The sequence below is a fragment of the Streptomyces sp. NPDC097640 genome, from assembly GCF_040302705.1.
GTDB lineage: Bacteria > Actinomycetota > Actinomycetes > Streptomycetales > Streptomycetaceae > Streptomyces.
This window is the reverse complement of the sequence record NZ_JBEOSB010000003.1, coordinates 392,224-414,401: the sequence shown is the minus strand read 5'-3', so window position 1 is coordinate 414,401 and position 22,178 is coordinate 392,224. Positions and strand designations below refer to the sequence as shown.

The window sequence follows — 22,178 nt, the reverse complement described above, 5'->3', positions numbered from 1 at the left end:
CATGGGAGCCTCGTTCGACACCCGCGCCGCGTACGACACCGGCTCCGCGTACGACTGGCTGCGCACCGACCACACCACCACCGGCAGCGCCCAGGACCTGCTGCGGCTGGCCCGCGAGCTGGAGGACCGGGGCGACCTGCGGACCGCCGCGACCGCGTACGACCGCGCGCGCATCGTCGCCCCCGCCGACCCCGGGATCGCCGAGGCGCGGGGCGACCTGCTGGAGCGGATGGCGGTGGAGGAACACGGCATCGTCTTCCGCTACGTCCCGGCCGGCTCCTTCGTGATGGGCTCCGCCGGGGGCGACCTGGACGAGCGCCCGCTCCACCCGGTGCGGGTCGACGACTACTGGCTGTCCGAGACCCCGGTGAGCTGGTCGGCCTACTGCGACCTCATGGGCTGGGAGCCGCCCCCGACCGGTATGCCGCAGGAGGAGGCCGGGGCCGGCGGATCGGGGGACCCCGGCTGGTTCCTGTACGAGGCGAACAAGATCCGCCTCCAGTACTGCGAGGACGCCACCGTCCGAGCCACCGACTGGCACGCCCATGCCCCGGCCCACAAATGGGTGAGCGGAAGCGGCGAGCCGGTCGACTCCCGGGCGCTGTTCGGCACGCCGCGCCGGGACGACCCCCGGCGGCCGTGGGCCTACGACCGCAAGCCCATGGTGGGCGTCTCCTGGCAGGAGGCCGAGGAGCTGTGCGAGCGGCTGTCCACCGACGCCGTCCGGTACGGCCTGCCCACCGAGGCGGAGTGGGAGCGGGCCGCGCGCGGCGGCCTGGCCGGCCGCCGCTACCCCTGGGGGGACGAACCCCCGACCCCGGAGCGCTGCGACGCCGACCGCTTCGACGAGTTCTCCATCCTGCCCATGCGGCGCCTGCCCCCCAACGACTACGGCCTGTACGCGATGAGCGGAGGGGTGTGGGAGTGGACCGCCGACTGGTACGACGCGCAGTACTACCGGGACAGCCCGGGAGCCAACCCGACCGGGCCCGCCACCGGCCGGGAGCGGGTGCTGCGCGGCGGGTCCTGGGCGGACTGCGCCGAGGCGGTCACGGTGACGTTCCGGATGTCCCGTGACGCGGACACCTGGCGGTCGGGCGGATGGGGCGCCCATATGACCCCCAACATCGGCTTCCGGCTGTGCCGCAAGGGCGCCGCGCCCGCGCCGAGGCCATGACCGGGTACCACCCCGGCGCCGTACGGGGGCTGATCGACCGGGCCCTGTCCGAGGACGAGATCCGGGACCTGTGCTTCGACCACTACCCCGAGGTGTACCGGGAGCTCGCGGCGGCCATGAGCCGCCGCGAGTGCGTGCGCAGGCTGGTCGCCTGGTGCGAGGGCCGGCACGGGCTCGACGCGCTGGTCGCCCGCGTCGCCGAGATCAACGCGGAGGCGGTGGCGGAACACGCCGAAGCGCTGACGGCCACGCCACGGCCCACCGCCCTGGACCCGTACCCGTACCCGGACTCGTACCCGGCACCAGTGTTGCCCGCCGCGTCGCCCCGCCCCCTGACGGCGGGCATCATTCACGCCCTGCCCCCCGCCCCCGGCTTCGTGGGCCGCGCGGAGGAACTGGCCGCCCTGCACCGCTTCTGGCAGGGCGGCGAGCCGGGCGTGCTGGCGCTGCTCGGTCTCGGCGGCGCCGGAAAGACCGCGCTGGCCGGGGAGTTCCTGACCCGGCTGAAGCGGGCGGGCGATCCGCCGCCCGACGAGCTGTTCATCTGGAGCTTCTACCTCAACCAGGACGTCAAGGAGTTCCTGGAGGTCGCCTACACCTACTTCAGCCACGGCGCGGTCGTACGCGGCAGCCCCATGGGCACCTTCTACCTGCTCACCGAACTGCTCACCAGGCCCGGGCGCAGACTGCTCGTCCTGGACGGCCTGGAGCGGGTGCAGCGCCCGGCCGCCGACCGCCGCGGCACCTTCGGCGATCTGACCGACCGGCTGCTCGCCCAGGTCATCGACCGCCTGGCCGACGGCCTGGGCACCACCAAGTGCCTGATCACCAGCCGCCTTCCGCTGCCCAGGCTCGCGCCCTGGCAGGGCCGGGGCTACACGTGTCTCGACATCGACCAGCTGTGCCGCGAGGACGCGGTGGCCCTGATCCGCGACCGCGGCGTACGCGGCGACGACGAAGCCCTGCACGCCCTGGTCGACGAGTTCGGCGCCCACGCCCTGACCCTCGACCACCTCAGCGGCTACCTCGTCGCATACGCCGACGGCGACCCGGCCCGTGCCGCCGCTCTGCCCGAGCCCCGGGCCGACTCGCAGGAGCCGCAGGAGCAGCGCCTGGCGCGGGTGCTCGACGCGTACGAGACCGCGCTCAGCGAGCGGGAGTCGGCCCTGCTCGCCCGGCTGTGCGTCTTCCGCTTCGGCGCCTCCGCCGACCAACTGCATTCCGTCTTCGCGCGCAGCGCCGGCCCGCAGATCGCGGGCCCGCTGCGCGGCCTCGACCGGAGCGACATCCTCACCACCCTGCGCCACCTCCACCAACTCCACCTCATCCTGCGCGAATCCGCCGACCTGTTCACCGTCCACCCGGCGGTCCGCGACCACTTCTACCGCTCCTTCACCGACCCGCGCACCGTCCACCAGGCCGTACGCCGCCACTACAGCGCCCTGGTCACCGGCCCCGGCGTGCTGCCGCCCGACCACCCAGAGACCCTGGACCTCCTCGAAGAGCTGGTCCACCACTCCCTCGAGGCCGGCCATGTCGCCGAGGCCGAGGAGGTCTACCGGCTCCGCATGGGCGGCTACGAACACCTCGCCTGGCAGACCGGTCAGTACAGCCGCTGCGTCCGCGTCCTGGAGGAGTTCCCCACCTGCCCCGACCCCGGCGGCCTCCTCTGGTGCTACCGCGCGATCGGCGACCTCCCCGCCGCCCTCGCCCGTATCGACCCGGACGACACCTGGTGGCTCGCCATGATCGGCACCCTGAGAGGCCGCCTCGCCGAGGTGGCCCACCTCCTGCGCGGCGCCCGCCACGACCCCATGCTCGCGGTCGCCCGCGCCCTCACCGGCACCCTGCCCATCGGCGAACTGGCCACCGCCCCGGTCTGGCCCGGGATCCCGCTCTCACCCGCCGAGTGCCTCCTGGACGCCGGCCTGCCCGAACCGGCCCGCGCCTACGTCACCCGCGCCCGCGCGGCCCTGGCCGACGCGTCCAGGGACATCGCCTGGAACGACGAGATCGCCCGCTACGACCTGATCGAGGCCGCCCTCGCCTGCCACTCCGGCGACCTGGTCCTGGCCCAGAGCCTGCTGGACAAGGCCACCCAGTGGATCGTCACCTCCGGCTCCCAGGAACACCTCTGCCTCCTCCACCTCGGCCGCGCCCGCCTCGCCCGCGCCCAGCGCCGGCACCCCCTGGCCACCACCGCCGTCCGCGAGGGCCTCCGCACCGCCGAACAGTGCGGCTTCGGCCTCTACCACCTCGCCCTCCTCCTCGAAAAGGCCGACCTCGCCCTCGACCTCGACGACCCCCACACCGCCGCCACCACCGCCACCACCGCCCTCGACACCGCCTCCGACCCGGCCCGCCACCACGTCTGGGCCACGGCCCGAGCCGGCCACCTCCTCGCCGCGGCCCAAGCCCGCCTCGGCGACCACCCCCAGGCCCGCGCCCAACTGACCCGCACCATCGCCCTCCAACGCGACATCGGCGACCCCCGGCTGGCGGGCTCACTGGAACTGCTGGAGCGGATCGAGGCGCCATGACCGGCCGAGCCTCGGTGGCGTACCGTCCACTCCATGGCGTTGACGGACATCACCGGCTCGGAGGTCATCCAGGCCATCGAGGAGTTTGAGCGGCTGGGACGCGCAAGGTTTCTGCGTACCTACCAATTCGGCCGCGCGCGCCGCTATCTGCTGTCCCACGAGGGCAAGTTCTACGACTCCAAAGCGATTGTCGGTGCCGCCCACGGCTATCTGCCAGGTCGGCGCCACCTCACGGCGAAGGACTTCTCCGGCGGCGAGAGCCATGCGGTGGGGCTGCTCCGCCGGCTCGGCTTCACCGTCGTGGACGACCCTGCCCCCAGCCGGACACAGCAGCCACCACAGGCAAGACAGGCCCCACAGGATCAACTCCTTGCCCGGCTGGCTCGGCTCAAGGTCAACCGGGCGTCCGGCCGCCCGGCTCTCTACCAGCCGATCGCGCTGCTCTGGGCCACCGGGCGGGCTCGCCGCGGCGAGCGGCGACTGCTCCCCTGGGACGAGACCGAGCAGGCGCTCCGTGACCTCCTCGAGCGCCACGGCACGCGAGGCGAGCGCCCGCGCCCCGACTACCCCGTCTCAGCCCTGTACCACGCGGGACTGTGGGTGCTGCACGACCACTCCGGCCCCGTCCCCAAAGCTCACGGCGACGCCGCGCTGAGACGCTGGTTCGCGGAGAACCAGCCGCTCGGCGGGGTGTCCGAGCCCGTGTACGACCTTCTCAGACGCTCGGGAGAGGCGCGTGTCGCGATCATCGACGCGCTGTTGTGCGCATACTTCGACGGCCTGGACTACATCCCGCTGCTCACGGACGTCGGGTTGTACGACGAGGCGGTGGCCGACGACGCGGACGTCGACCCCGCCGACGACGGCGCCCAGGACACCGGCATACCGCACGCGGTTGTCGTGGCCGCCCAGTACGAACGGCTGTGCCGGATCGTCGAGCACCGCGAGAGCGAGAACCGCGGACGGCGCACAACCCGCGCGTCGGCCAACCCCATCAGATCGGGCTCGGCCCGACGCGCCGTCCTGCTGCGCAGCGAAGGCCGCTGCGAGAACCCGCGCTGCACGGGGCAGCCCGCCGACGTGACTGCTTCCGGCGCCCCCATACTCGAAGTCGACCACGTGATGGACCTCGCCCAGGGCGGACGCGACCACCCGAGCCACATGGTCGCCCTCTGCCCGAACTGCCACGCCATCAAGACCCGCGGCCGCACCCGCGAGGACCTCCGCGCGACCCTGCTGGACGTGGCGCGGGAACGCCACGCCCGGTGGCGCAACTCCGAGAGCCCGTGAGCGAAAGGCCCGCTGGCATCGTCCGCCCGCTGCGCCCAGGATGTCCGTCGTGGACGGAGTCACGGGAAGCACGGTTCTCGCCTTGATCGGCGTCCTTCTGGGGACCACGGGCACTCTCGTGGGCCAGCATTTGGCGACGCGTGTCGAGGTGCGACGCGACCGGCAGCAACGCGCGGACGTGGAGCGTACCGAGCGGAAAGAGGCCATAGCGGGGTTCCTCGCCGCCGCCCAACGGGTGGAACTGGTACTGGACCGCCGGGGACTCGGCCTCCCGGCTCCCGAAGATCCCGAAGACGAGAAGCTGCACGACCTGTGGCTCGCCAAGAAGGCCGTCGAGCTGTCCTGCTCCCACGAGGCGGCCCAAGCCGCTCACGACTACACCAAGGCGCTGCATGCGCAGATGCGCGACGCCACGGCGACCGGCGGCCCGCCGATCAAGCGCGAACGCCGGCACGCCTTCATGGAAGCCGCCCGCGACGAACTGGGAAGCGGCCGCCCTCGTATTCAGCGATAGCCCCTGATGGGTGGGGGATAGGGTGAGGACATGCTTTGACGCCTGCCCGCAAGCCGGGCACCCCCGCGGCCTCCTTCGTACGGCCCATTCGGGCCCCATCCGATTCCGGACCCCACGAAGGAGACCTTTCGCATGAACACGTCGACACCCATCGACGTCCCCGACGCCTTCGCCGCGTCCTACGGCGCGCACGGCGCCTCCGAGCGCGCCTGGATCGCCGGGCTGCCCCGGCTCGGCGCCGACTTCCTGGACCGCTGGGAGCTGCGGCCCGACGGGGCTGCCGCGTTCGGCATGGCCTCGCTGGTGCTGCCCGTGCGCCGGGCCGACGGTACGCCCGCGGCCCTCAAGCTTCAGCAGCTGAGGGAGGAGACCGCGGGCGTCGCGGCCGGGCTGCGGGCGTGGCGCGGCGATGGCATCGTGCGCCTGCTGGAGCACGACGAGGAGAGCTGCACACAGCTGCTGGAGCGGCTGGACGCGAGCCGGACCCTGTCGTCAGTGGCCGACGACCAGGCGGCCATGCGGGTCCTGGCCGAGCTGATGGCGCGGCTGACCTCCGTGGCCGCCCCCGAGGGGATCCGGCGGCTGGACGACATCGCCGCCGCCATGCTCGACGAGACCCCGCGGGCCGTACGGGCGCTGCGCGACCCCGCCGAGCAGCGGCTGGTGCGCAGCTGCGCGTCCGCCGTGGCCGAGCTGATCGGGGAGCCCGGGGACCGCCTGCTGCACTGGGACCTGCACTACGACAACGTCCTCGCCGGGGAGCGGGAGCCCTGGCTGGCCATCGACCCCGAGCCGCTGGCCGGCGACCCGGGCTTCGAGCTGCTGCCGGCGCTGGACAACCGGTGGGACGACGTGGTGGCCACGGGCGATGTCGACCGCGCGGTGCTCCGCCGCTTCGACCTGCTGACCGAGGCCGTAGGGCGGCTGGACCGGCGGCGGGCGCTCGGCTGGACGCTCGGCCGGGTGCTACAGAACGCGCTGTGGGACATCGAGGACGGCAAACCGGCGCTGGAACCGGTCCAGGTCGCCATCGCCACGGCCCTGCTGCGCCGCTGCTAAGCCGGGCGGTCCTGGCGGATCTTGACGCCTGCGGGGGACTCCTCCTCCGCTGGAAGGGCCTCGGTCCGGCGGTCCTGGCGCGGGGCGAGCAGCCGGTCGAGGGCGCGGCGGGTGCGTTCGGGGGCCTCCGGGGCGGCGAAGAGCTGGATCTCCTGGTTCAGGGCCATGTAGAGGCCGCCCATCTCGTACGCGACTTGCTCCGGGTCGGTGTCGCCCGGCAGGTCGCCCGCCGCGACGGCGACGCGCACCTCACCGGCGAGCCGGCGTCGCCACAGCCGGAACAGGCGGGCCACCGCGTCGCGTACGAGCCCGTCGCGGGCGTCGAACTCGATGGACGCGGTGGTGAAGAGGCAGCCGCCGGGGAAGGTGTCGCGCGCCGTCTCCAGGTAGGTGATCCATGCCTCGCAGATGGCGCGCAGCCGGGGCAGCCCCGGCTGCGCGTCCCGCGCGGGCTCCCACACCAGCCGCGAGAAGACCGCCGCCGCCTCGTCCAGGGTGGCGAGTTGCAGCGTCTGCTTGGTGCCGAAGTGGCCGAGCACACCGGCCTTGCTCATCCCCAGGTCGGTGGCGAGACGCCCGATGGTCAGCCCTTCGAGGCCCTCGACGGAGGCGATGGCGACACCGCGCTCCACGATGCGCTCCCGCGTTCTGCGGGCTTCGGCGACCGACTTGCGTGGGCTCATGGCGCCAGGATACCCAGCCCGCCCCCATTTAGCTTCCGACCGATCGGTTGCTATATTCCGGGCGAGGCGACGCGAGGCGACGGGCAGCGTCGTACGACCCGAGGAGAACAGCCGTGTCAGCCGTGTCAGGAAGCCGCATTGCCGCCCTGGGGCACTACCAGCCCTCGCGCGTGCTCAGCAACGACGATCTGTCGGCCATGGTCGACACCAGCGACGAGTGGATCCGGCGCCGCACCGGCATCGCCACGCGCCGTATCGCGGCGGCCGACGAGTCGGTCACCGACATGGCGGCCGCCGCCGCGGGCAAAGCGCTCGCCGGATCCGGATTGCGGCCCTCCGACATCGGCCTGATCACGGTGGCCACCTGCACCGCGATCGACCGCTGCCCCTCCACCGCCGCCCAGGTCGCGGCCCGCCTCGGCATTCCGTCCGCCGTGGCCTACGACCTGAACAACGGCTGTGCGGGCTTCTGCACCGCACTCGCGAGCGCGGACCACTCCGTACGGGCCGGCGCCGCCCGCCACGCCCTCGTCATCGGCGCCGAGAAGATGTCCGACGTGACGGACTGGAGCGACCGCAGCACGTGCGTGCTGCTCGGCGACGGCGCGGGCGCCGCCGTGATCAGCGCCGCCGAGGACACCGGCATCGGCCCCGTCGTCTGGGGCTCCGACCCCACCCGCGGCGACGCCGTACGCCTGGTCGACGACTGGCACCCGTACTTCGCCCAGGAGGGCCAGACCGTCTTCCGCTGGGCCACCACCGAACTCCCCGACGTCGCCCGCGAGGCCTGCCGCCGCGCCGGCCTGACCCCCGCCGACCTCGCGGGCGTGGTCACCCACCAGGCCAACCTCCGCATCATCGAGGCCCTCGTACGCCAACTCGGCCTCCCGGAGGACGCGGTGATCGCCCAGGACGTCGTCGAGTCCGGCAACACCTCCGCCGCGTCCGTGCCGCTCGCCCTGTCCAAGCTGACCGAACGCGGCGATCTGCCCTCGGGCGCGCCCGTGCTGCTGCTCGCGTTCGGCGGCGGGCTGTCCTGGGCGGGCCAGGTGGTCACCTGCCCCTGAGGGGCAGGCCATGAGAAGCTTCCGGCCATGAACGGTGGGGCGGCAGAGCTGCTGCTCGGCGGCGTCGTCCTGCTGGGCGCGTCCGTGCAGTGGCTGACGGGGATGGGGTTCGCCCTCGTCGCCGTGCCCGCTCTCGTCATGCTGCTCGGCCCGGCCCCGGGCGTCGCTCTCGCCAACTGCGCGGCCGGTGCCATCTGTGCGGTGGGGCTCACCGGCGGCGGCTGGCGGCGGGTGCGGCTGGGCGCGATGGTCCCCCTGGTCGCGGCCTCCGCGTGCACCGTCCCGGCCGGCACGTGGGTGGCCGCCCGGCTGCCCGAACCGGTCCTCCTCGCCGTCATGGGCGGCCTGGTCACCGTGGCCGTGCTGCTCGTGATGGCCGGCACGCGCGTACCCGCCCTGAGCGGCGTCAAGGGAGCCCTGACCGCGGGCGCCGCGGGCGGCTTCATGAACTCCTCGGCCGGGGTGGGCGGCCCACCGGTGTCCCTGTACGCGGTGAACGCGGGCTGGACCGTCCGCGAGTTCGTGCCGAACGCGCAGTTCTACGGGATCGTGGTGAACGCGTTCTCCATCGCCGCCAACGGCGTTCCCCGGCTGGACGCGGGCGTGTGGGGGTTCGCGGTGGCCGGAATGGTGGTGGGCGCGGCCATCGGCAAGGCCCTCGCCGAACGCGTCCCGGAGAGGGGAGCCCGACTCCTCGTCCTCCTCCTCGCGTTGGGCGGCGGGCTGACCACGCTGATCAAGGGCGTCTGGGCGCTGTGACCCAACGGCCCGGCCCGGCGACGCCCCGGGCCCCCCTCGGCCCGGCCCGGCCCGGCGACGGCCCAGGCCCCCCTCGGCCTCTAGCCGAGCAGCTGCTCCGCCAGCAGCAGCCCCCCGATCGCCACCATCGCGGCCCCGGAAAGGCGGGTCACCGCTCGTGCCGCCGCAGGCCGAGCCCGCAGCACCAGCCGCGCCGCCGTGCCCACCCCCGTGTAGACCGCGGCGCAGTTGGCCGTGTGCACCAGCCCCAGCAGCGTGATCTGCGCCGCGACCGGCCAGGTCGCGCCCGGGGCGATGAACTGCGGCAGCAGCGCCAGGAACAGCAGCAGCGCCTTCGGGTTGAGGCCGCTGATCCCCGCCCCCTTCGCCGCCCGCCGCACCCACGAACCGGCGCTGTCGTCCGCGCCGGCCGTCGGGGTGGCGGGGCGGGCCAGTGTGGCTATGCCCAGCCACACCAGATACCCCGCGCCCACCACCGTCAGCGAGGTCAGCACCAGCGGTGACCGGGCCACCAGCGCCGCCACCCCGGCCGCGACCACCGCGGTCAGCGCCACGTACCCGGCCAGCAACCCGCCCACCGCCGGCAGCACCGTACGGTCCCGCAGCCCGGCCGCGATCGCGTACGCCCAGTCCGCCCCCGGAACCAGCACCAGCAGGAAGGACACCGCCCAGAACGCGGTGACACTACCGACCGCCATGCCCTGCTCCTCTCCCTCTCTCGCGTCTCACGGGAGGGAGATTAGGTGGATAAGGCCGGAATGTGTTTCCAACCTTTCCAGGAGAGCGGCCCGCGAGTGGAAGAATCTTCCTCATGGATGAGGTCGATCGAAATATCCTTGCCGAGCTACAGAGCGACGGACGCCTCACCGTCACCGAACTGGCCGAACGCGTCCGCCTCAGCGTCTCGCCCTGCCACCGCCGCCTGCGCGCCCTGGAGCGCTCCGGCGCGATCAGCGGCTACCACGCGCGGCTCGACGCCGGTGTCCTCGGTCTGACCTTCGAGGCGCTCGTCTTCGTGACCATGCGCTACGAGGACCGCGAGACCGTGGCCGCCTTCGAGCAGGCCGTCACCGACATCCCGTACGTCCTCCAGGCCCAGCGCCTCTTCGGCGACCCCGACTTCCTCCTGCGCGTGGTCACCCGCGACTTGGCCGCCTTCCAGCAGCTCTACGACGACCGCCTCGCCACCCTCCCGGGTGTGCAGCGGCTCAGCTCCACGCTCGTCATGAAGAGCGTCGTAGAGAACCGCCCTCTGCCGCTGTGACACCCTCTGTGAGATTCGGCAGCTCCAGCTCCACCGGAAGCCACAGCTCCGCGTCGGCTTCGGCCCCGTCCGGCGAAAAGCGGGTGCGCAGGATCTCCGGGCCGGGGCGGCTGCGGTAGGGATTCGACGGGAACCACTCCGTGAACACGTCCCGCCACAGGTACTGGATGGCCTCCGGCGCCGGCCCCGAGGTGGCGAAGACCGCCCAGGTCCCGGCCGGAACGGGGAGAACGGCCATGCCCTCGGGGGGCACCGCCGACGTGATCACCGCGTGGTAGTAGTCGAGTTCGGTGCCTTCGGCGCGGCTCGGGTCCAGGTCGTCGCAGACCGCGACGATGCCCCGCGGCTCCTGGTCCGACAGTTCCTCCAGACGCTCCAGGGCCTGCGGTTCGATCCCCCGGACGAAGTCGATGATCGCCTGGTTCGGCCCCACGTGCACCAGTGGCACCCGGGCCTTGAGCCCGACGACGCTGAAGGCCGACCTGTCCACAACCCGATAACGCATGCTGCTGCTCCCCTCGATGATGAGTCGGAAGGTCAACCGGGGCTGGGCGACGAGCGCGGCACCAGTCCGCCGGGCCTCACCCGGCCCGACGCCGTGCATGGCCCGGAACGCCCGAGCGAACGCCTCGCCCGAGCCATAGCCGTAGCGCACCGCGATCCCCAGCAGCGACTCACGCCCCGCGAGCACCTCGGCCCCCGCGACGGTGAGCCTGCGCCGCCGGATGTACTCCGACAGCGGCATCCCCGCCAGCGCCGAGAACATCCGGCGCAGGTGGTACTCCGAGGTGGCCGCGATACGCGCCAGCCTCGACCCGTCGATGGACTCGTCGAGATGGCGCTCGATGTGCTCCAAGGCCTGGTTCAGCCGCTCCAGCACGCCCGGTCTCCTTCCTCTCGTGCGCTCACCACGCTAGGCAGCGCACATCCCCCGGGACCCGACATCCTGTGCCCGATCAGGTCGGGTCCTCCGGGTACACCGCCTGGAGCAGCCCGTGCACGAAGCGGTCGAGGTCGTCCAGGCCGGCGGCGGTCAGGGTCTGGGGGCCGTTGGCCAGCAGGTGGGGGATGGCGGCGTGGAGGGCGAGGGTGACGACGGCGGCGCGCTGCGGGGTGGCGGGCAGTCCGGCGGCCCTCTGGGCCAGTTCGAATCCGGCGAAGTCGGAGGTCGCGATGGGGTCGAGGATGGCCGACAGCCAGGGTTTGCGGGCCGCTTCGGCCTGCAACTCCAGGTAGGCCAGCAGGCGGGGGCGGCCCGGTCCGGCGACGTTCTCCAGGAGCGCGCGGAGCATGGCCGCCAGGCCGTCGCGGCCGCTCGGGCCCAGTCCGGTGGCGGCCAGGCGGGCTGCGGTCTCGCGGTACTGCTCCAGGCAGCGCTCGGCCACCGCGCGCAGCAGGGCGTCCCTGGTCGGGAAGTAGTTCTTGGTGGTGCCCGGCGGCACCTCCGCGGCCGTGTCGACGGCGCGGTGGGTCAGGCCGCGTCCGCCCGCGTCGGCCAGCACCTCGATGGCCGCGTCGCGCAGCCGGTCCCGCCGCTCCGGATTCACCGTCGGCTCTCCTCCTCCTGGTCGCGGTTGCCAGGGTACCGCAGCCGTGGTACCACAGATGTGGTGACGATTCGCGTCCGCCAGGGGAGGGACACATGACCGGCACAGCGGTTGTCGTGGGTGCGGGAGTCGGCGGCCTCGCGACGGCGATCGGGTTGCGCCGCGCGGGCTGGACGGTGTCGATCCTGGAGCGGCGAACGGAGCTGGAGCGCTACGGCACCGCCTTCGGTATCCACCCCACCGCGCAGGCCGCGCTCGACCGCCTCGGCGTGGGCGAGGCGTTCCGCAGTCGGGCGGTCCCCTACCGGGGCGCGAGGATCCGCACCCCGCGGGGGAAGGTGCTGGCGAGCCTTCCGCTGGAACGGATCGAGCGGAAGGCCGGCCGCCCCGAACTGCTCGTCGCCCGCCCCTATCTGATCGACGCCCTGCTGGGCGAGCTGGACGCCTTCGGGGATGTGCCGTTGAAGTTCGGCGAGAACGTCCGCGATATGGCGGCCCTGGTGGCCGGTCACGACCTGGTGGTCGGCGCCGACGGAATCCGCAGCGCCGTACGCGCCTCCTGCTTCGGCGACCGCAGCGGCCCGCGGCGCATCGGGACCGTCGCCTGGATCGGCATCGCCGACTTCGAGAGCGGCGTCTACGGCGAGACCTGGGGCCAAGGCCGGTTCTTCGGCATGACCCCGGTCGAGCAGGGCCGCACCAACTGGTACGCCACCGTCCCCGAGGCCACCACCGCCGAGGAACTGCGCGGACACTTCGAGGGCTGGCACGACCCTGTCCCGCGCATCCTCGCCGAGACCGCCCCATCCACCTGGATCCGCTACGAGATGCGTCATCTCTTCCCCGCCCTGCCGACCTTCGTCCACGACGGACGCGACGGACGCGACGGAAAGGTCGCGCTGGTCGGCGACGCCGCGCACGCCATGACCCCCAACCTGGGCCAGGGCGCCTGCACGGCGATCCTCGACGCGGAGGCCCTGACCCGGGCCGTTTCCGAACACGGCCCGGCGTCCGGCCTGCCCTCCGCCCTCCGCGCCTACGACGCGGAACGCCGCCGCAGCGCCCAGCGGGTCGCCTTCGCCTCCCGCAACCTGCACCGCTTCATGGCCACCGAACACACCCGCATGCGCGACCTGCTGGTCCGCATGATGCCCACGTGACCCTTGGTGCGCCTACGCCGCGATGAGCAGCGCCTCGGCGCCGACCGGTCGGAAACCCGCCGCCTGAAAGGCGCGCACGCTGCGGGCGTTGCCCGCGGCCTGTTGCGACCAGACCGGCCCGCCGTCCGGCACCAGATGCCGCGCGGCCGTGGCCAGCGCCCGGCCCAGCCCCCGGTGACGTACGTCCTCGTCCACCTCGATCGCCGTCTCCCAGCGCCCGGCCACGCCCCGGCCGAGAACGACCACACCCCCGTCAGCCGCCCAGACCCGGACATCGTCCCGGCGCTTACGCGCCCTGGACACGCGCGGGTGATCGGGGTCGGCGAGCTCGCGAAGCTCCAGCGGGGGATCGCCCGGCAGCGCACTCGCCACGGTGAGCAGGTCTATGGTGTCGGTCGACCGCCCCGTACGGGCCAGGAACGCCGCCAAGAAGCGCGGATTCATCGTGGCCGCCAACTCGTCGCAGTCGAGGGAGGCCAACGTGGCGCGTACCCACCGCGGATCCTCATCGGTGAACACCACGGAGTGCGCGGTGAACGCGATCACCCCGGCGTCGCGGTGGCTCGGCTGCGGCACCACGGTCGTGCCGCCGTCGGGCGGCGGGAAGCGCCCGTGTGCCGCCGCGTTCAGGATGCTGGTCAGGGTTTGGGGCATGGTGATTCTCGGCTCCGGCTTCGATGGGACGTGTGGGACATATTCAGGAGGGTGGACTCGGGCTGTGGTTCTAGGACCACGGCCCGAGGTGTCCGGGCCCCGTGGCCAGTACCGTCGCGAGACATGAACATGGCCAAGGAACCGCGCAGCACTGAACAACGGCGGCGTGACGTCCTCCAAAGACTGCGGACAGAGGAAGACGTCTGGGTCGCGTCGGCGGACGCGGACGGACTGCCGTGCCTGGTGCCGCTGTGGTTCCTCTGGGACGGCACGGCGATGTGGATGTCGACCAGGCTGACCAACCCCACCGGGCGCAACCTGCGGGAAACGGGCCGGGTTCGCCTTGCGCTTGGCGATACGCGGGATGTCGTTCTGATCGACGGGCGGGTGGAAACCTTCACCGCGGAGGAGGTGCCGCCCGCCGCGGCGGACGCGTTTGTGTAGAAGTGGAGCTGGGACCCCCGGAAGGATCACGCCTCCTACGCGTATTTCAAGGTGCTTCCGCAGGTGATACAGGCATCGCATGGGGAGCATGAGTTCAAGGGCAGGCATGTGATGCGCGACGGAGAGTGGACCGATGGGTGAGTCTCATGACCGGCACACGGGGCTGGTGGGTTGGTCGGCGAGGTAGAGCGACCGTTCACCCGAGGTGAAGGACCTGTGGACCGCTTGGCAGACCCTCCTGATGGAGGAGGCTGGGTCAGGGAGAGAGACGTTCCACAGATGGATCGTCTCGTCGGCGCTGCCGCTGGCGAGGGTGCGGCCGTCGGGGCTGTACGCCACGGAAACCACGTAGTCGGTGTGTCCGGTGAGGGTGGTGCGTGTTCTGCCGGTTGCCACGTCCCACAGTCGGATGGTCTTGTCGATGCTGCCGCTGGCGAGGGTGCGGCCGTCGGGGCTGTACGCCACGGAAACCACGTAGTCGGTCTGTCCGGTGAGGGTGGTGTGTGGTTTGCCGGTTGCCACGTCCCACAGTCGGATGGTCCTGTCGCCGCCGCTGGCCAAGGTGCGGCCGTCGGGGCTGTATGCCACCGCGTCCACGCTTGCAGCGTCTCCGGTCAGAGTGGCGCGTGGCCTGCCGGTTTCCACGTTCCATAGCCGGATCTTCCCGCCCTCCTCACCGCTGGCCAGCGTACGACCGTCCGGTCTGAAGGCGATCGACGTCACCCCCTTGGTGTCTGCGGTCAGGGTGGCCCGTTGTTTGCCGGTCGCAGTGTTCCACAGCCGGACTTTTCCGTCCCATCCTCCGCTGGCGAGGGTGTGGCCGTCGGGGCTGAACGCGACCGATTCCACGACGTCGGTGTGTCCGGTCAGGGTGGCCCGTTGTTTGCCGGTCGCCGTGTTCCACAGCCGGACTTTTCCGTCCCTCCCTCCGCTGGCGAGGGTGTGGCCGTCGGGGCTGAACGCGACCGATTCCACGACGTCGGTGTGTCCGGTCAGGGTGGCGCGTGGCCTGCCGGTTGCCATGTCCCACAGCCGGACCTTCCCGCCGTCCTCCCCACTGGCCAACGTGCGGCTGTCCGGGCTGAACGCCACCGAGGCCACGGCCTCGCGGCGTCCGGTCAAGGTGGTGCGCGGCCTGTCCTTCGTGACGTCCCACAGCCGGACTGTCTTGTCGTCGCTGGCGCTTGCCAAGGTGCGGCCGTCGGGGCTGTATGCCACCGATTCCACGACGTCGGTGTGTCCGGTCAGGGTGGCGCGTGGCCTGCCGGTCGCCACGTCCCACACCCGGACCTTCCCATCGCCCCCACCGCCGGCCAGGGTGCGGCCGTCGGGACTGAACGCCAGCGTCCCCACGATGTCGTCGTGTCCGGTCAGGGTGGTGCGCCGGTTGCCCGTCGCCACGTCCCACAGCCGGACTGTCGTGTCATCGCCGGCGCTGGCCAGGGTGCGGCCGTCCGGGCTGAACGCCAACGGGCCCACGGGGGCATCATGCGCGGTCAGGGCGGTCCGTACCCTGCCCGTTGTCACGTCCCACAGTCGTACTTTCCTGTCGAAGCCGCCGCTGGCCAGGGTGTGGCCGTCCGGGCTGAACACCACTGATTGGGGGCCTTCGTCGTGTCCGGTCAGGGTGGTGCGTCGTTTGCCGGTCGCCACGTTCCACAGCCGGATCTTTCCGTCCCATCCTCCGCTGGCGAGGGTGCGGCCGTCGGGGCTGAACGCGACCGAATCCACGATGTCGGTGTCTCCGGTCATGGTGGCGCGTGGCCTGCCCGCCGCCACGTCCCACAACCGGATCTTGCCGCCTTCCTCACCGGCGGCCAGAGTGTGGCCGTCCGGGCTGAACGCCACCGACAGCACACTCCCAGTGTGTCCGGTCAGGGTGGTGCGTCGTTTGCCGGTCGCCGCGTCCCACAGCCGGATCTTCCCATCCTCCCCAGCGCTGGCGAGGGTGTGGCCGTCTGGACTGAACGTCACCGATCCCACGAAGCCGGTGTGCCCGGTCAGCCGGCGCTTGAGAGGAAGAGCCGCGGCGGTGAAAAGGCTGGCGGTGGCCTCCTTCGTGGGGCCGGTCCGGTACGCCTGGACCGCCAGGAGTGAGGCCAAGTCGGGGTTGGAGGCCAGGAGGCCGTCCGACTGGGCGGCCAGTTGACGGGAGAGCGCGATCTGTTGGGCGGTGAGCGCCTGGTGTCGTTGCTGCTCGCTGGTCCGGTATTGCTGCCAGGCGATCAGTCCGGCCGTGAGGGCGAGGACGAGCAGGATCGAGACGGAGGTGGCGAACTGGCGCAGGCGCCGGGTGGTGCGGGTAGCTGCTGCTTCTTCGCGGTGGCGGGTGGTGGAGCTGCTGGTGAGGAAGTCGCGTTCCAGGGGGGTGAGGTCGCTGTCGGTGTCAGCGGTGGGGAAGGCTTCTTCGGCGGTGGCGAGGCGGGTGCCCCGGTAGAGCGCGCCGGGGTCGCGGCCGAGGGTCTGCCAGGTGTGGGCGGTTTCGGTGAGCTGGCGGTGGACGCGCAGGCGGTCGCGGTCCTCGTCGATCCATTTCTGTAGCCGGGGCCAGGCGGCGATGAGGGCTTCGTGGGCGAGGTGCACCGTGCTGCCGTCGAGGATGACCAGCCGGGACTTCACCAGCCGCTCCAGCACCTCGGCGGCGGCGGGGGAGGTGTCGGCCTCCAGCTCTTCCCGGGGCGCGGGCCGCCGGGTGTCCTGTGCTCCTTCTCCCGGGGTGATCAGGCGCAGCAGGATCCGCCGGGCATGGGCGGCTTGCTGCGGAGTGAGATGGGTGTAGAGGTCTTCGGCTGTCTGGGCGATGGCGCCGTGGACGCCGCCGGCGGCTTCGTAGGCGGTCAGTGTCAGGGCGCGCCCTTTGCGACGCTGCCAAGTCGCCAGCAGGGCGTGGGACATCAGCGGCAGGGCACCGGGTTCGCCGTCGACTTCATCGACGATGACGGCGGTCAGGGTGCGTTCGACGATGAGGCCCGCGGCTTGGGCGGGTTTGACGATGGCCTCGCGCAGTTCATCGCGGCTCATGGGCGGGACCAGGAGGGTGGTCTCTCGCAGCGCGTCGGCGAGTGGACGGTGGCCGGCCAGGTGCCCGAAGAAGTCCGCCCGTACGGCGATCAGTACCCGTAGCCGACTGTCGGGGGCGGCGGCGGTCAGCAGGCGGTCGATGAACGCGGCGCGTTCCTCCGGGTCGGCGCAGAGAGTGTAGAGCTCCTCCATCTGGTCCACGACCAGCCACGTGTCCCCCTCCCCGCCCTCCTTCGGGACCAGCCGCCGGTCGTGTTCGCGCAGGGGGTGGCCGCCGGGGGTGATGACCCGCAGGGCCGCCGGACGTAAATCCGCATCGTCGGTCGCGCGCAGGCGGGGGATCAGTCCGGCTCGCAACAAGGAGGACTTGCCGCTGCCGGACGCGCCGACCACCGCCGTGATCCGGTGGTGGCCGGCCAGGCGCAGCAGGTCGTCGATGAGCCGGTCGCGGCCGAAGAACAAGGCCGCGTCTCCGGGTTCGAAGCGGGCCAGGCCCCGGTACGGAGGCTCGGCGTCCTCATCGGAGCGCGGCTCGGTGGCTTCCTCCGCAGCCGCCTGCCGCCACCGCTCTTCCCACTCCCCGAGGTCCCCGTCGCAGGCCCGTACGTAAGCCAGCACCACCGGCAGGCTCGGCAGCCGCTCCCCGGCGGCCGCCTGGGACAGCGTGCTCGCACCGTGGTCGGTGCGCGCGGCCATGGCCCGGTACGTAGGGCTGCCGGCCTCCGCCCGCAGCTTCCGCAACTCGAACGCCAACCGCTGCACCGGACCCGCGCTCGGATCCAGCGCACTCTCAGGACGCCCCGCCATCGGTCACTCCTCCCCCCGCCTCCCCCCGGACGCGGATCGACCGCCCGCCAAGCTACGCACGCCCCGTCGGGTCGGCAAGAGCTGTGAGCTGGGGCGCAGGCATTGATCAGACCGGCGGAACAGGGCTGCCATTCAATTCCGCGGCCGCTGAACTCGATGTCAGGCACCAACCGGGCCGACGCCACGAGGCGTTCGCCGGACCGGTGTTCACATATCCACCCATCCGGAAGGACGCATTCACCATGACCACACACAGGCGTACCGGGCTCGCCATCGCAGCCGTCATGTGCGGCGCGGCGGTCGCCGCCGGCCCGGCCGCGGAGGCCATCGCGGCTCCCGCGCCGACCTCGGCTTCGAGCGCGGTCATCCAGCAGTCGGTCTCGGCGCAGGGCTCCACGGACACGGCGAAGGGGGCGGCCACCGTGCAGGCGGCGGCCCACCGTCAGTGGCGGAGCTGGATCTCCGGCGACTACCTCAACCGGCACGGCAAGAAGTGGGTGTCCCAGCCCTACAAGTCGAAGGGCAAGTGGGCGGGCGCGTTCGTGCGGTGCTACAACAACCGCGCGCAGATGCGGGTGCGGATCTTGAACGTCGATGCCGGACGGTACATCGCGGACAAGAAGGAGCGCTGCAACCGCGACGCCAGCATCAAGGCCTGGACGAACAAGTTCCACCGCGGAGACAAGCTCAAGATCATCCTCCTGGGCAACCAGGGCTCCTACGTCTCGGCGTACTACAAGACCCGGTGAGCAGAGCGGCGCCGGGCGGGAATGCCGTACGCCCACCCGGCGCCGCCCACCTCCGCATCAGGGCCCACAGGGCGTGGGCCCGTGACTGGACACCATCTCTGACCTGCGCGGACATTCCTGGACTGTCCCGGACGCGCGGAATCGTTGCCGTGGCCGCCGGACACTCGGAGGCTGTTGTTCACCGCCTCGTGGCGGCAGCCCCGCGTCGGCATCCGTCGATGTCAGCGACGGCAGGCAAGCGGCTCAGGCCCCCGGACCTTTGAGACGTCCGGTACGTGTCCGTGCCGCAACTCCACTTCATCAGCGATCACAAGGAGCATCACCATGCACAGCACACTCGTGAAGTCGACGTTCCACGGCCGGTTTCAGCATCAGGAAGAGGAGGACGATTACTACCAGGGCCGCTGTTGCCGCCCATCGACTGCCTGCTGAAGTGTCAGCAGGCCACGGACAGGTCTCTACAGTCGCGGCAGCGGGAGGGTTCTGCCGCACGGAAGGCGCGTTCGCAGCCGTCGCAGGTCTGCCAGGGCAGGGGAGCGGCCGGGGGTGTGCGGGGCACGTGAGCGGGGGAGTCGGGGACGGGGAGGGGCGGTTCGTTGAGGCGGAAGGCCAGGATGCGGGCCGGGCGGCCACGTAAGCGGTCCGGGAGGCCGGTCGTGAGCGCGCCGGTGATCTGCCTCGGCCCCACGCCCGCCGCCAGCCACTGCGTGACGGCCGGGGCCAGCTCGGCCACCTCGCGCCTGGACAGGATCAGCCGTGGGTCGGCGATCCGCAGCGAGGTGAGGACGGCGACGGCCTGTTCGTCGGCCTCGCCGAGTGGCGGCGGGGGAGCGGGAGCGGGGGTGGGTTCCGGCGCTGGTGGGGCGGGCAGGTCCCGTTGCGGTACGTCGCGGAAGTACGTACGCGTACGAATCAGCCCGCCGGGCCCGCGCTGGCGGCGCCGCTCCAGATAACCGGCGGCCTCCAGCTCCCTGAGCGCCCGCGAGATCAGGATCTCGCCCTCCGTGAAGTGCTCGCACAGTGCGGCGATGCTCACGGGTGCGCCGTCCGGTAGCGAGAGGATGTAGGCCGCGACGCCGATCGTGACCGCGCTTCCGCGCCGTTGCGCGAGGGCGTTGGAGATCACCGTGAAGTTGGCGTCGAGTCGGGTACGGATGTGGATCACGCCGGAGGTCGAAGCTCCGGCGTCGGCGCGCGCATGCGCGTTAGACTGCGGCTCAGCCATCGGGAAGGTCATTTCTTCCTGATCGGTCAGGCCCTCGTTCGGGATTGCCGTCCCTGCGGGGGCCGTCGTCTGTCTGGGGTTGTTGCGGCGAACGTAACCGCCTGCATCCCGCACCCGCAAGCCGGTCACTCGTACGGGTGACGCGCGGGAAGGGAGGGTGGGTGGGGGGTTCTTTCCGCAGGTTCTTTAGGGGAGTTCGTGGCCCACCGGGCCCCCGCGTACGAGGTCCCGGCGGGGCAGGAACGCTGACTACGACCGGCTCCCGGTGGGCTCAGGGACGGTGGCCGGTCTTCAGTCTGGCTATGAAGACCGTCCAGGACGTCGCGGGGAAGAGCAGCGCCGGGCCTTGAGGGTTCTTGCTGTCACGGACTGGTACGACGCCAGGGATCCCGTCGGCCACCTCCACGCAGTCGCCACCTTCCTGATTGCTGTAGCTGCTTTTGCGCCAGGCGGCGTCGTTCAGATCGGGACGGGACACTCGCTCCACGGTGGTTGCCCTCCATCACGGATCGGATCATGTCGAGGGACATGAATGGGGGCAGAGAGACTGCCCGCAGCCGATCGTAGGTCACCGCAAAGTGACTGACTTCGCCTGGTTCTTCGATGAGTTGGCCGTAATGGGCGCCCTCGGTGTAGGCCACCTCCGAGCTGTCCGGCAACGTCAGAACGGTCATGGAACCGCCCATCACGTCGTGCTCGCCATGCTCGAACGGCAGCACCTGCACGGTGATGTGGCGCTGCTCCGCTGCCTCCAGCAACCGGGCCAACTGCTCCCGCATAACGGCCGCGCCGCCCACCGGGCGTCTCAGCACCGACTCGTCCAGGACGACCCACAAGTCGGGGCGGTCGGGGGACGTGAGCAGGTTCTGCCGACCGAGGCGGGCGGCGACCCGCTCCTTCAAGTGCTCCTCGCCCGTGAGCGACAGACCAACGCTGAGGACGGCCCTCGCGTAGTCCTCCGTCTGCAATAAGCCAGGCACTACATGCGCCGCGTACTGCCTGATCGACACTGCCCATTCCGAGTACCTCATGAACGCCCGCGACCAGTCCGGGAACGCCTCGCGGTACACGTACGGCCACATGTCGATCAGCAGATTGTCCGCCCCGAGGATCGTGTCGAGCACCTGCGTCAGCTCCAGCGTCGGTTTCGCTCCCGAGGCCCGCTCGATCTGGGTGATCCGACTGGCCACCACATGCGCCTTCGCGCCCAGCTCAGCCTGGGTCAGCCCGGCGGCGAGCCGGAGTCTGCGCACCTGCGAACCGAACAGCGCGGCCATGGAGGACTGGGGATCAATACCTTTGGCCAAAACATCACTTCCGTTCCTTACGGGATGAGAGGTAATGCCTTACGGCCTTTTGAGCGTAGGCCTGCCAGGCGACCATTGAGTACGGAACGTCACGATCCGCACACGCTGTGAATCGTACGAAAGCTCGATGGGCAGAAATGGACAACAACCGTGCTGAAGGCGAACACCCTCCCGGACGAAAGCGTGCAGCTCCCCTCGACACCGCGCGGGGCGCGGCTCGCCAGGAGGCTCGCCGTGCGGAGCATGGGGGAGTGGGGGTATCCGCCCGCCTCGGACACGTCCTGCACCGTGGCGCTGTTGGTGGCGGAACTTGCCTCCAATGCCGTGCGCCACGGGTGCGTGCCCGGGCGGGACTTCCGGCTCCGCATCACCGTCGAAGTGCCGACGCGCACCATTCGCATCGAGGTCTCGGACGCCCGTGAGGACCGGCTCCCGGTCAGGCCGCCGACTCCCTCAGCTGAGGAAGAGACGGGTCGAGGGCTGCTGCTCGTGGAGCAGCTGGCCACGCGCTGGGGCGTGACCCCTCGTAACCCGGTCGGGAAGACCGTCTGGGCGGAGGTGGCGGCCGGGGTGTCCGACTGACTGGTCCGCTTGGCTCAGCTCAACGGGCATAGGGGTCGTCCGGCCCCTGTTCGGTGGTGGCGTCCTGGTCGGCGCGGAAGGCGTCCAGCGAGATGTCGGGAGCGGTGCGGGACATGGCCGCGAACTCGCCGCGCGGGACGAACCGCCTGCGGTGCCGCAGTGGGGCCAGCTCGCCGATGCGGCGCCCGTCCCGCGTGAGGGTGAAGGCCTGACCTTCCTGGACGGCGTCCATGATCTCCTTGGGCCTGGTGCGCAGATCGCGTTGGGCGATGTCAGGCTTTCCGCTCATATCGTTCACGGTAGTCGTCGGTACCAGCCGGTGCCACAGG

Annotated in this window: 21 protein-coding genes and 1 pseudogene; 12 read left to right on the top strand and 10 right to left on the bottom strand. The window is 71.6% G+C overall.

What is annotated here, in order from left to right; genetic code table 11:
• Nucleotide 1: 1 nt before the first annotated feature.
• The 5 genes from ABTY62_RS06335 (at nt 2) to ABTY62_RS06315 (ending at nt 6,580) form a co-directional block, all read left to right on the top strand.
• The gene (locus tag ABTY62_RS06335; RefSeq protein WP_352128223.1) at nt 2-1,177 is read left to right on the top strand and encodes a formylglycine-generating enzyme family protein; all 1,176 of its coding nucleotides are present in this window, start codon (nt 2-4) and stop codon (nt 1,175-1,177) included.
• The gene (locus ABTY62_RS06330) at nt 1,141-3,717 is read left to right on the top strand and encodes a hypothetical protein (RefSeq protein ID WP_352128222.1); all 2,577 of its coding nucleotides are present in this window, start codon (nt 1,141-1,143) and stop codon (nt 3,715-3,717) included. The genes ABTY62_RS06335 and ABTY62_RS06330 overlap by 37 nt, the downstream gene beginning before the upstream one ends.
• A gap of 33 nt (nt 3,718-3,750) precedes the next feature.
• Nucleotides 3,751-5,007, top strand: coding sequence for an HNH endonuclease (locus ABTY62_RS06325; RefSeq protein WP_352128221.1), 1,257 nt, complete (start codon nt 3,751-3,753; stop codon nt 5,005-5,007).
• 49 nt (nt 5,008-5,056) lie between these two features.
• Nucleotides 5,057-5,521, top strand: a complete 465-nt coding sequence (locus ABTY62_RS06320) for a hypothetical protein (RefSeq protein WP_352128220.1) — start codon at nt 5,057-5,059, stop codon at nt 5,519-5,521.
• A 132-nt stretch (nt 5,522-5,653) separates the two neighbouring features.
• Nucleotides 5,654-6,580: an aminoglycoside phosphotransferase family protein gene (locus ABTY62_RS06315; protein ID WP_352128219.1), complete on the top strand. Its 927-nt coding sequence runs from the start codon at nt 5,654-5,656 to the stop codon at nt 6,578-6,580.
• Here the strand turns inward: ABTY62_RS06315 and ABTY62_RS06310 are convergent.
• Nucleotides 6,577-7,263: a TetR/AcrR family transcriptional regulator gene (locus tag ABTY62_RS06310; protein ID WP_352128218.1), complete on the bottom strand. Its 687-nt coding sequence runs from the start codon at nt 7,261-7,263 to the stop codon at nt 6,577-6,579. The genes ABTY62_RS06315 and ABTY62_RS06310 overlap by 4 nt on opposite strands.
• 122 nt (nt 7,264-7,385) lie before the next feature.
• Here ABTY62_RS06310 and ABTY62_RS06305 point away from each other — a divergent pair, with 122 nt between their 5' ends.
• Both ABTY62_RS06305 and ABTY62_RS06300 read left to right on the top strand, forming a co-directional pair.
• Nucleotides 7,386-8,330 (top strand): beta-ketoacyl-ACP synthase III, encoded by a 945-nt coding sequence (locus tag ABTY62_RS06305; RefSeq protein WP_352128288.1) that lies wholly within the window; start codon nt 7,386-7,388, stop codon nt 8,328-8,330.
• 27 nt (nt 8,331-8,357) lie between these two features.
• Nucleotides 8,358-9,089 carry a TSUP family transporter gene (locus tag ABTY62_RS06300; protein WP_352128217.1) on the top strand — a complete coding sequence of 244 codons (732 nt, stop codon included), beginning with the start codon at nt 8,358-8,360 and terminating at the stop codon, nt 9,087-9,089.
• 80 nt (nt 9,090-9,169) lie between these two features.
• On the opposite strand, the gene ABTY62_RS06295 is transcribed toward ABTY62_RS06300, so the two are convergent.
• A complete protein-coding gene (locus ABTY62_RS06295; RefSeq protein WP_352128216.1) occupies nt 9,170-9,787 on the bottom strand; it encodes a LysE family translocator in 618 nt (205 codons plus the stop codon).
• Nucleotides 9,788-9,900: 113 nt separating this feature from the next.
• Between ABTY62_RS06295 and ABTY62_RS06290 the strand changes: the two genes are divergently transcribed.
• Complete coding sequence (locus tag ABTY62_RS06290) at nt 9,901-10,353, top strand: Lrp/AsnC family transcriptional regulator (RefSeq protein ID WP_352128215.1); 453 nt, start codon at nt 9,901-9,903, stop codon at nt 10,351-10,353.
• Here ABTY62_RS06290 and ABTY62_RS06285 read toward each other — a convergent pair.
• Together ABTY62_RS06285 and ABTY62_RS06280 are read right to left on the bottom strand one after the other, a co-directional pair.
• On the bottom strand, nt 10,313-11,233 hold the full coding sequence (locus ABTY62_RS06285; protein WP_352128214.1) for an AraC family transcriptional regulator: 921 nt from the start codon (nt 11,231-11,233) through the stop codon (nt 10,313-10,315). The genes ABTY62_RS06290 and ABTY62_RS06285 overlap by 41 nt on opposite strands.
• A 76-nt stretch (nt 11,234-11,309) precedes the next feature.
• Nucleotides 11,310-11,900 carry a TetR/AcrR family transcriptional regulator gene (locus ABTY62_RS06280; protein WP_352128213.1) on the bottom strand — a complete coding sequence of 197 codons (591 nt, stop codon included), beginning with the start codon at nt 11,898-11,900 and terminating at the stop codon, nt 11,310-11,312.
• A gap of 95 nt (nt 11,901-11,995) precedes the next feature.
• On the opposite strand from ABTY62_RS06280, the gene ABTY62_RS06275 reads away from it, so the two are divergent.
• Nucleotides 11,996-13,060: an FAD-dependent oxidoreductase gene (locus ABTY62_RS06275; RefSeq protein ID WP_352128212.1), complete on the top strand. Its 1,065-nt coding sequence runs from the start codon at nt 11,996-11,998 to the stop codon at nt 13,058-13,060.
• A gap of 12 nt (nt 13,061-13,072) precedes the next feature.
• Here the strand turns inward: ABTY62_RS06275 and ABTY62_RS06270 are convergent, their stop codons facing one another.
• A complete protein-coding gene (locus ABTY62_RS06270) occupies nt 13,073-13,714 on the bottom strand; it encodes a GNAT family N-acetyltransferase (protein ID WP_352128211.1) in 642 nt (213 codons plus the stop codon).
• A 123-nt stretch (nt 13,715-13,837) separates the two neighbouring features.
• Here ABTY62_RS06270 and ABTY62_RS06265 point away from each other — a divergent pair.
• Nucleotides 13,838-14,299 (top strand): annotated as a pseudogene (locus ABTY62_RS06265) (pyridoxamine 5'-phosphate oxidase family protein).
• A gap of 3 nt (nt 14,300-14,302) precedes the next feature.
• On the opposite strand, the gene ABTY62_RS06260 reads toward ABTY62_RS06265, so the two are convergent.
• Nucleotides 14,303-17,986 carry an nSTAND1 domain-containing NTPase gene (locus tag ABTY62_RS06260; RefSeq protein ID WP_352128210.1) on the bottom strand — a complete coding sequence of 1,228 codons (3,684 nt, stop codon included), beginning with the start codon at nt 17,984-17,986 and terminating at the stop codon, nt 14,303-14,305.
• Nucleotides 17,987-18,228: 242 nt separating this feature from the next.
• Here ABTY62_RS06260 and ABTY62_RS06255 point away from each other — a divergent pair, with 242 nt between their 5' ends.
• Entirely contained in the window at nt 18,229-18,735 is a 507-nt protein-coding gene (locus ABTY62_RS06255; protein ID WP_352128209.1) for a hypothetical protein, read from the top strand.
• Between the two features lie 436 nt (nt 18,736-19,171).
• Here the strand turns inward: ABTY62_RS06255 and ABTY62_RS06250 are convergent, their stop codons facing one another.
• From ABTY62_RS06250 to ABTY62_RS06240, 3 genes are all read right to left on the bottom strand, one after another.
• Nucleotides 19,172-19,960 carry a hypothetical protein gene (locus ABTY62_RS06250; RefSeq protein ID WP_352128207.1) on the bottom strand — a complete coding sequence of 263 codons (789 nt, stop codon included), beginning with the start codon at nt 19,958-19,960 and terminating at the stop codon, nt 19,172-19,174.
• 271 nt (nt 19,961-20,231) lie between these two features.
• On the bottom strand, nt 20,232-20,360 hold the full coding sequence (locus ABTY62_RS06245) for a DUF397 domain-containing protein (protein ID WP_352128206.1): 129 nt from the start codon (nt 20,358-20,360) through the stop codon (nt 20,232-20,234).
• Nucleotides 20,323-21,237, bottom strand: a complete 915-nt coding sequence (locus ABTY62_RS06240; RefSeq protein WP_352128204.1) for a helix-turn-helix domain-containing protein — start codon at nt 21,235-21,237, stop codon at nt 20,323-20,325. The genes ABTY62_RS06245 and ABTY62_RS06240 overlap by 38 nt, the downstream gene beginning before the upstream one ends.
• 180 nt (nt 21,238-21,417) lie before the next feature.
• On the opposite strand from ABTY62_RS06240, the gene ABTY62_RS06235 reads away from it, so the two are divergent.
• Nucleotides 21,418-21,849, top strand: a complete 432-nt coding sequence (locus ABTY62_RS06235) for an ATP-binding protein (RefSeq protein ID WP_352128203.1) — start codon at nt 21,418-21,420, stop codon at nt 21,847-21,849.
• 19 nt (nt 21,850-21,868) lie between these two features.
• Here the strand turns inward: ABTY62_RS06235 and ABTY62_RS06230 are convergent, their stop codons facing one another.
• Entirely contained in the window at nt 21,869-22,138 is a 270-nt protein-coding gene (locus ABTY62_RS06230; RefSeq protein WP_352128202.1) for a prevent-host-death protein, read from the bottom strand.
• Nucleotides 22,139-22,178: the final 40 nt, after the last annotated feature.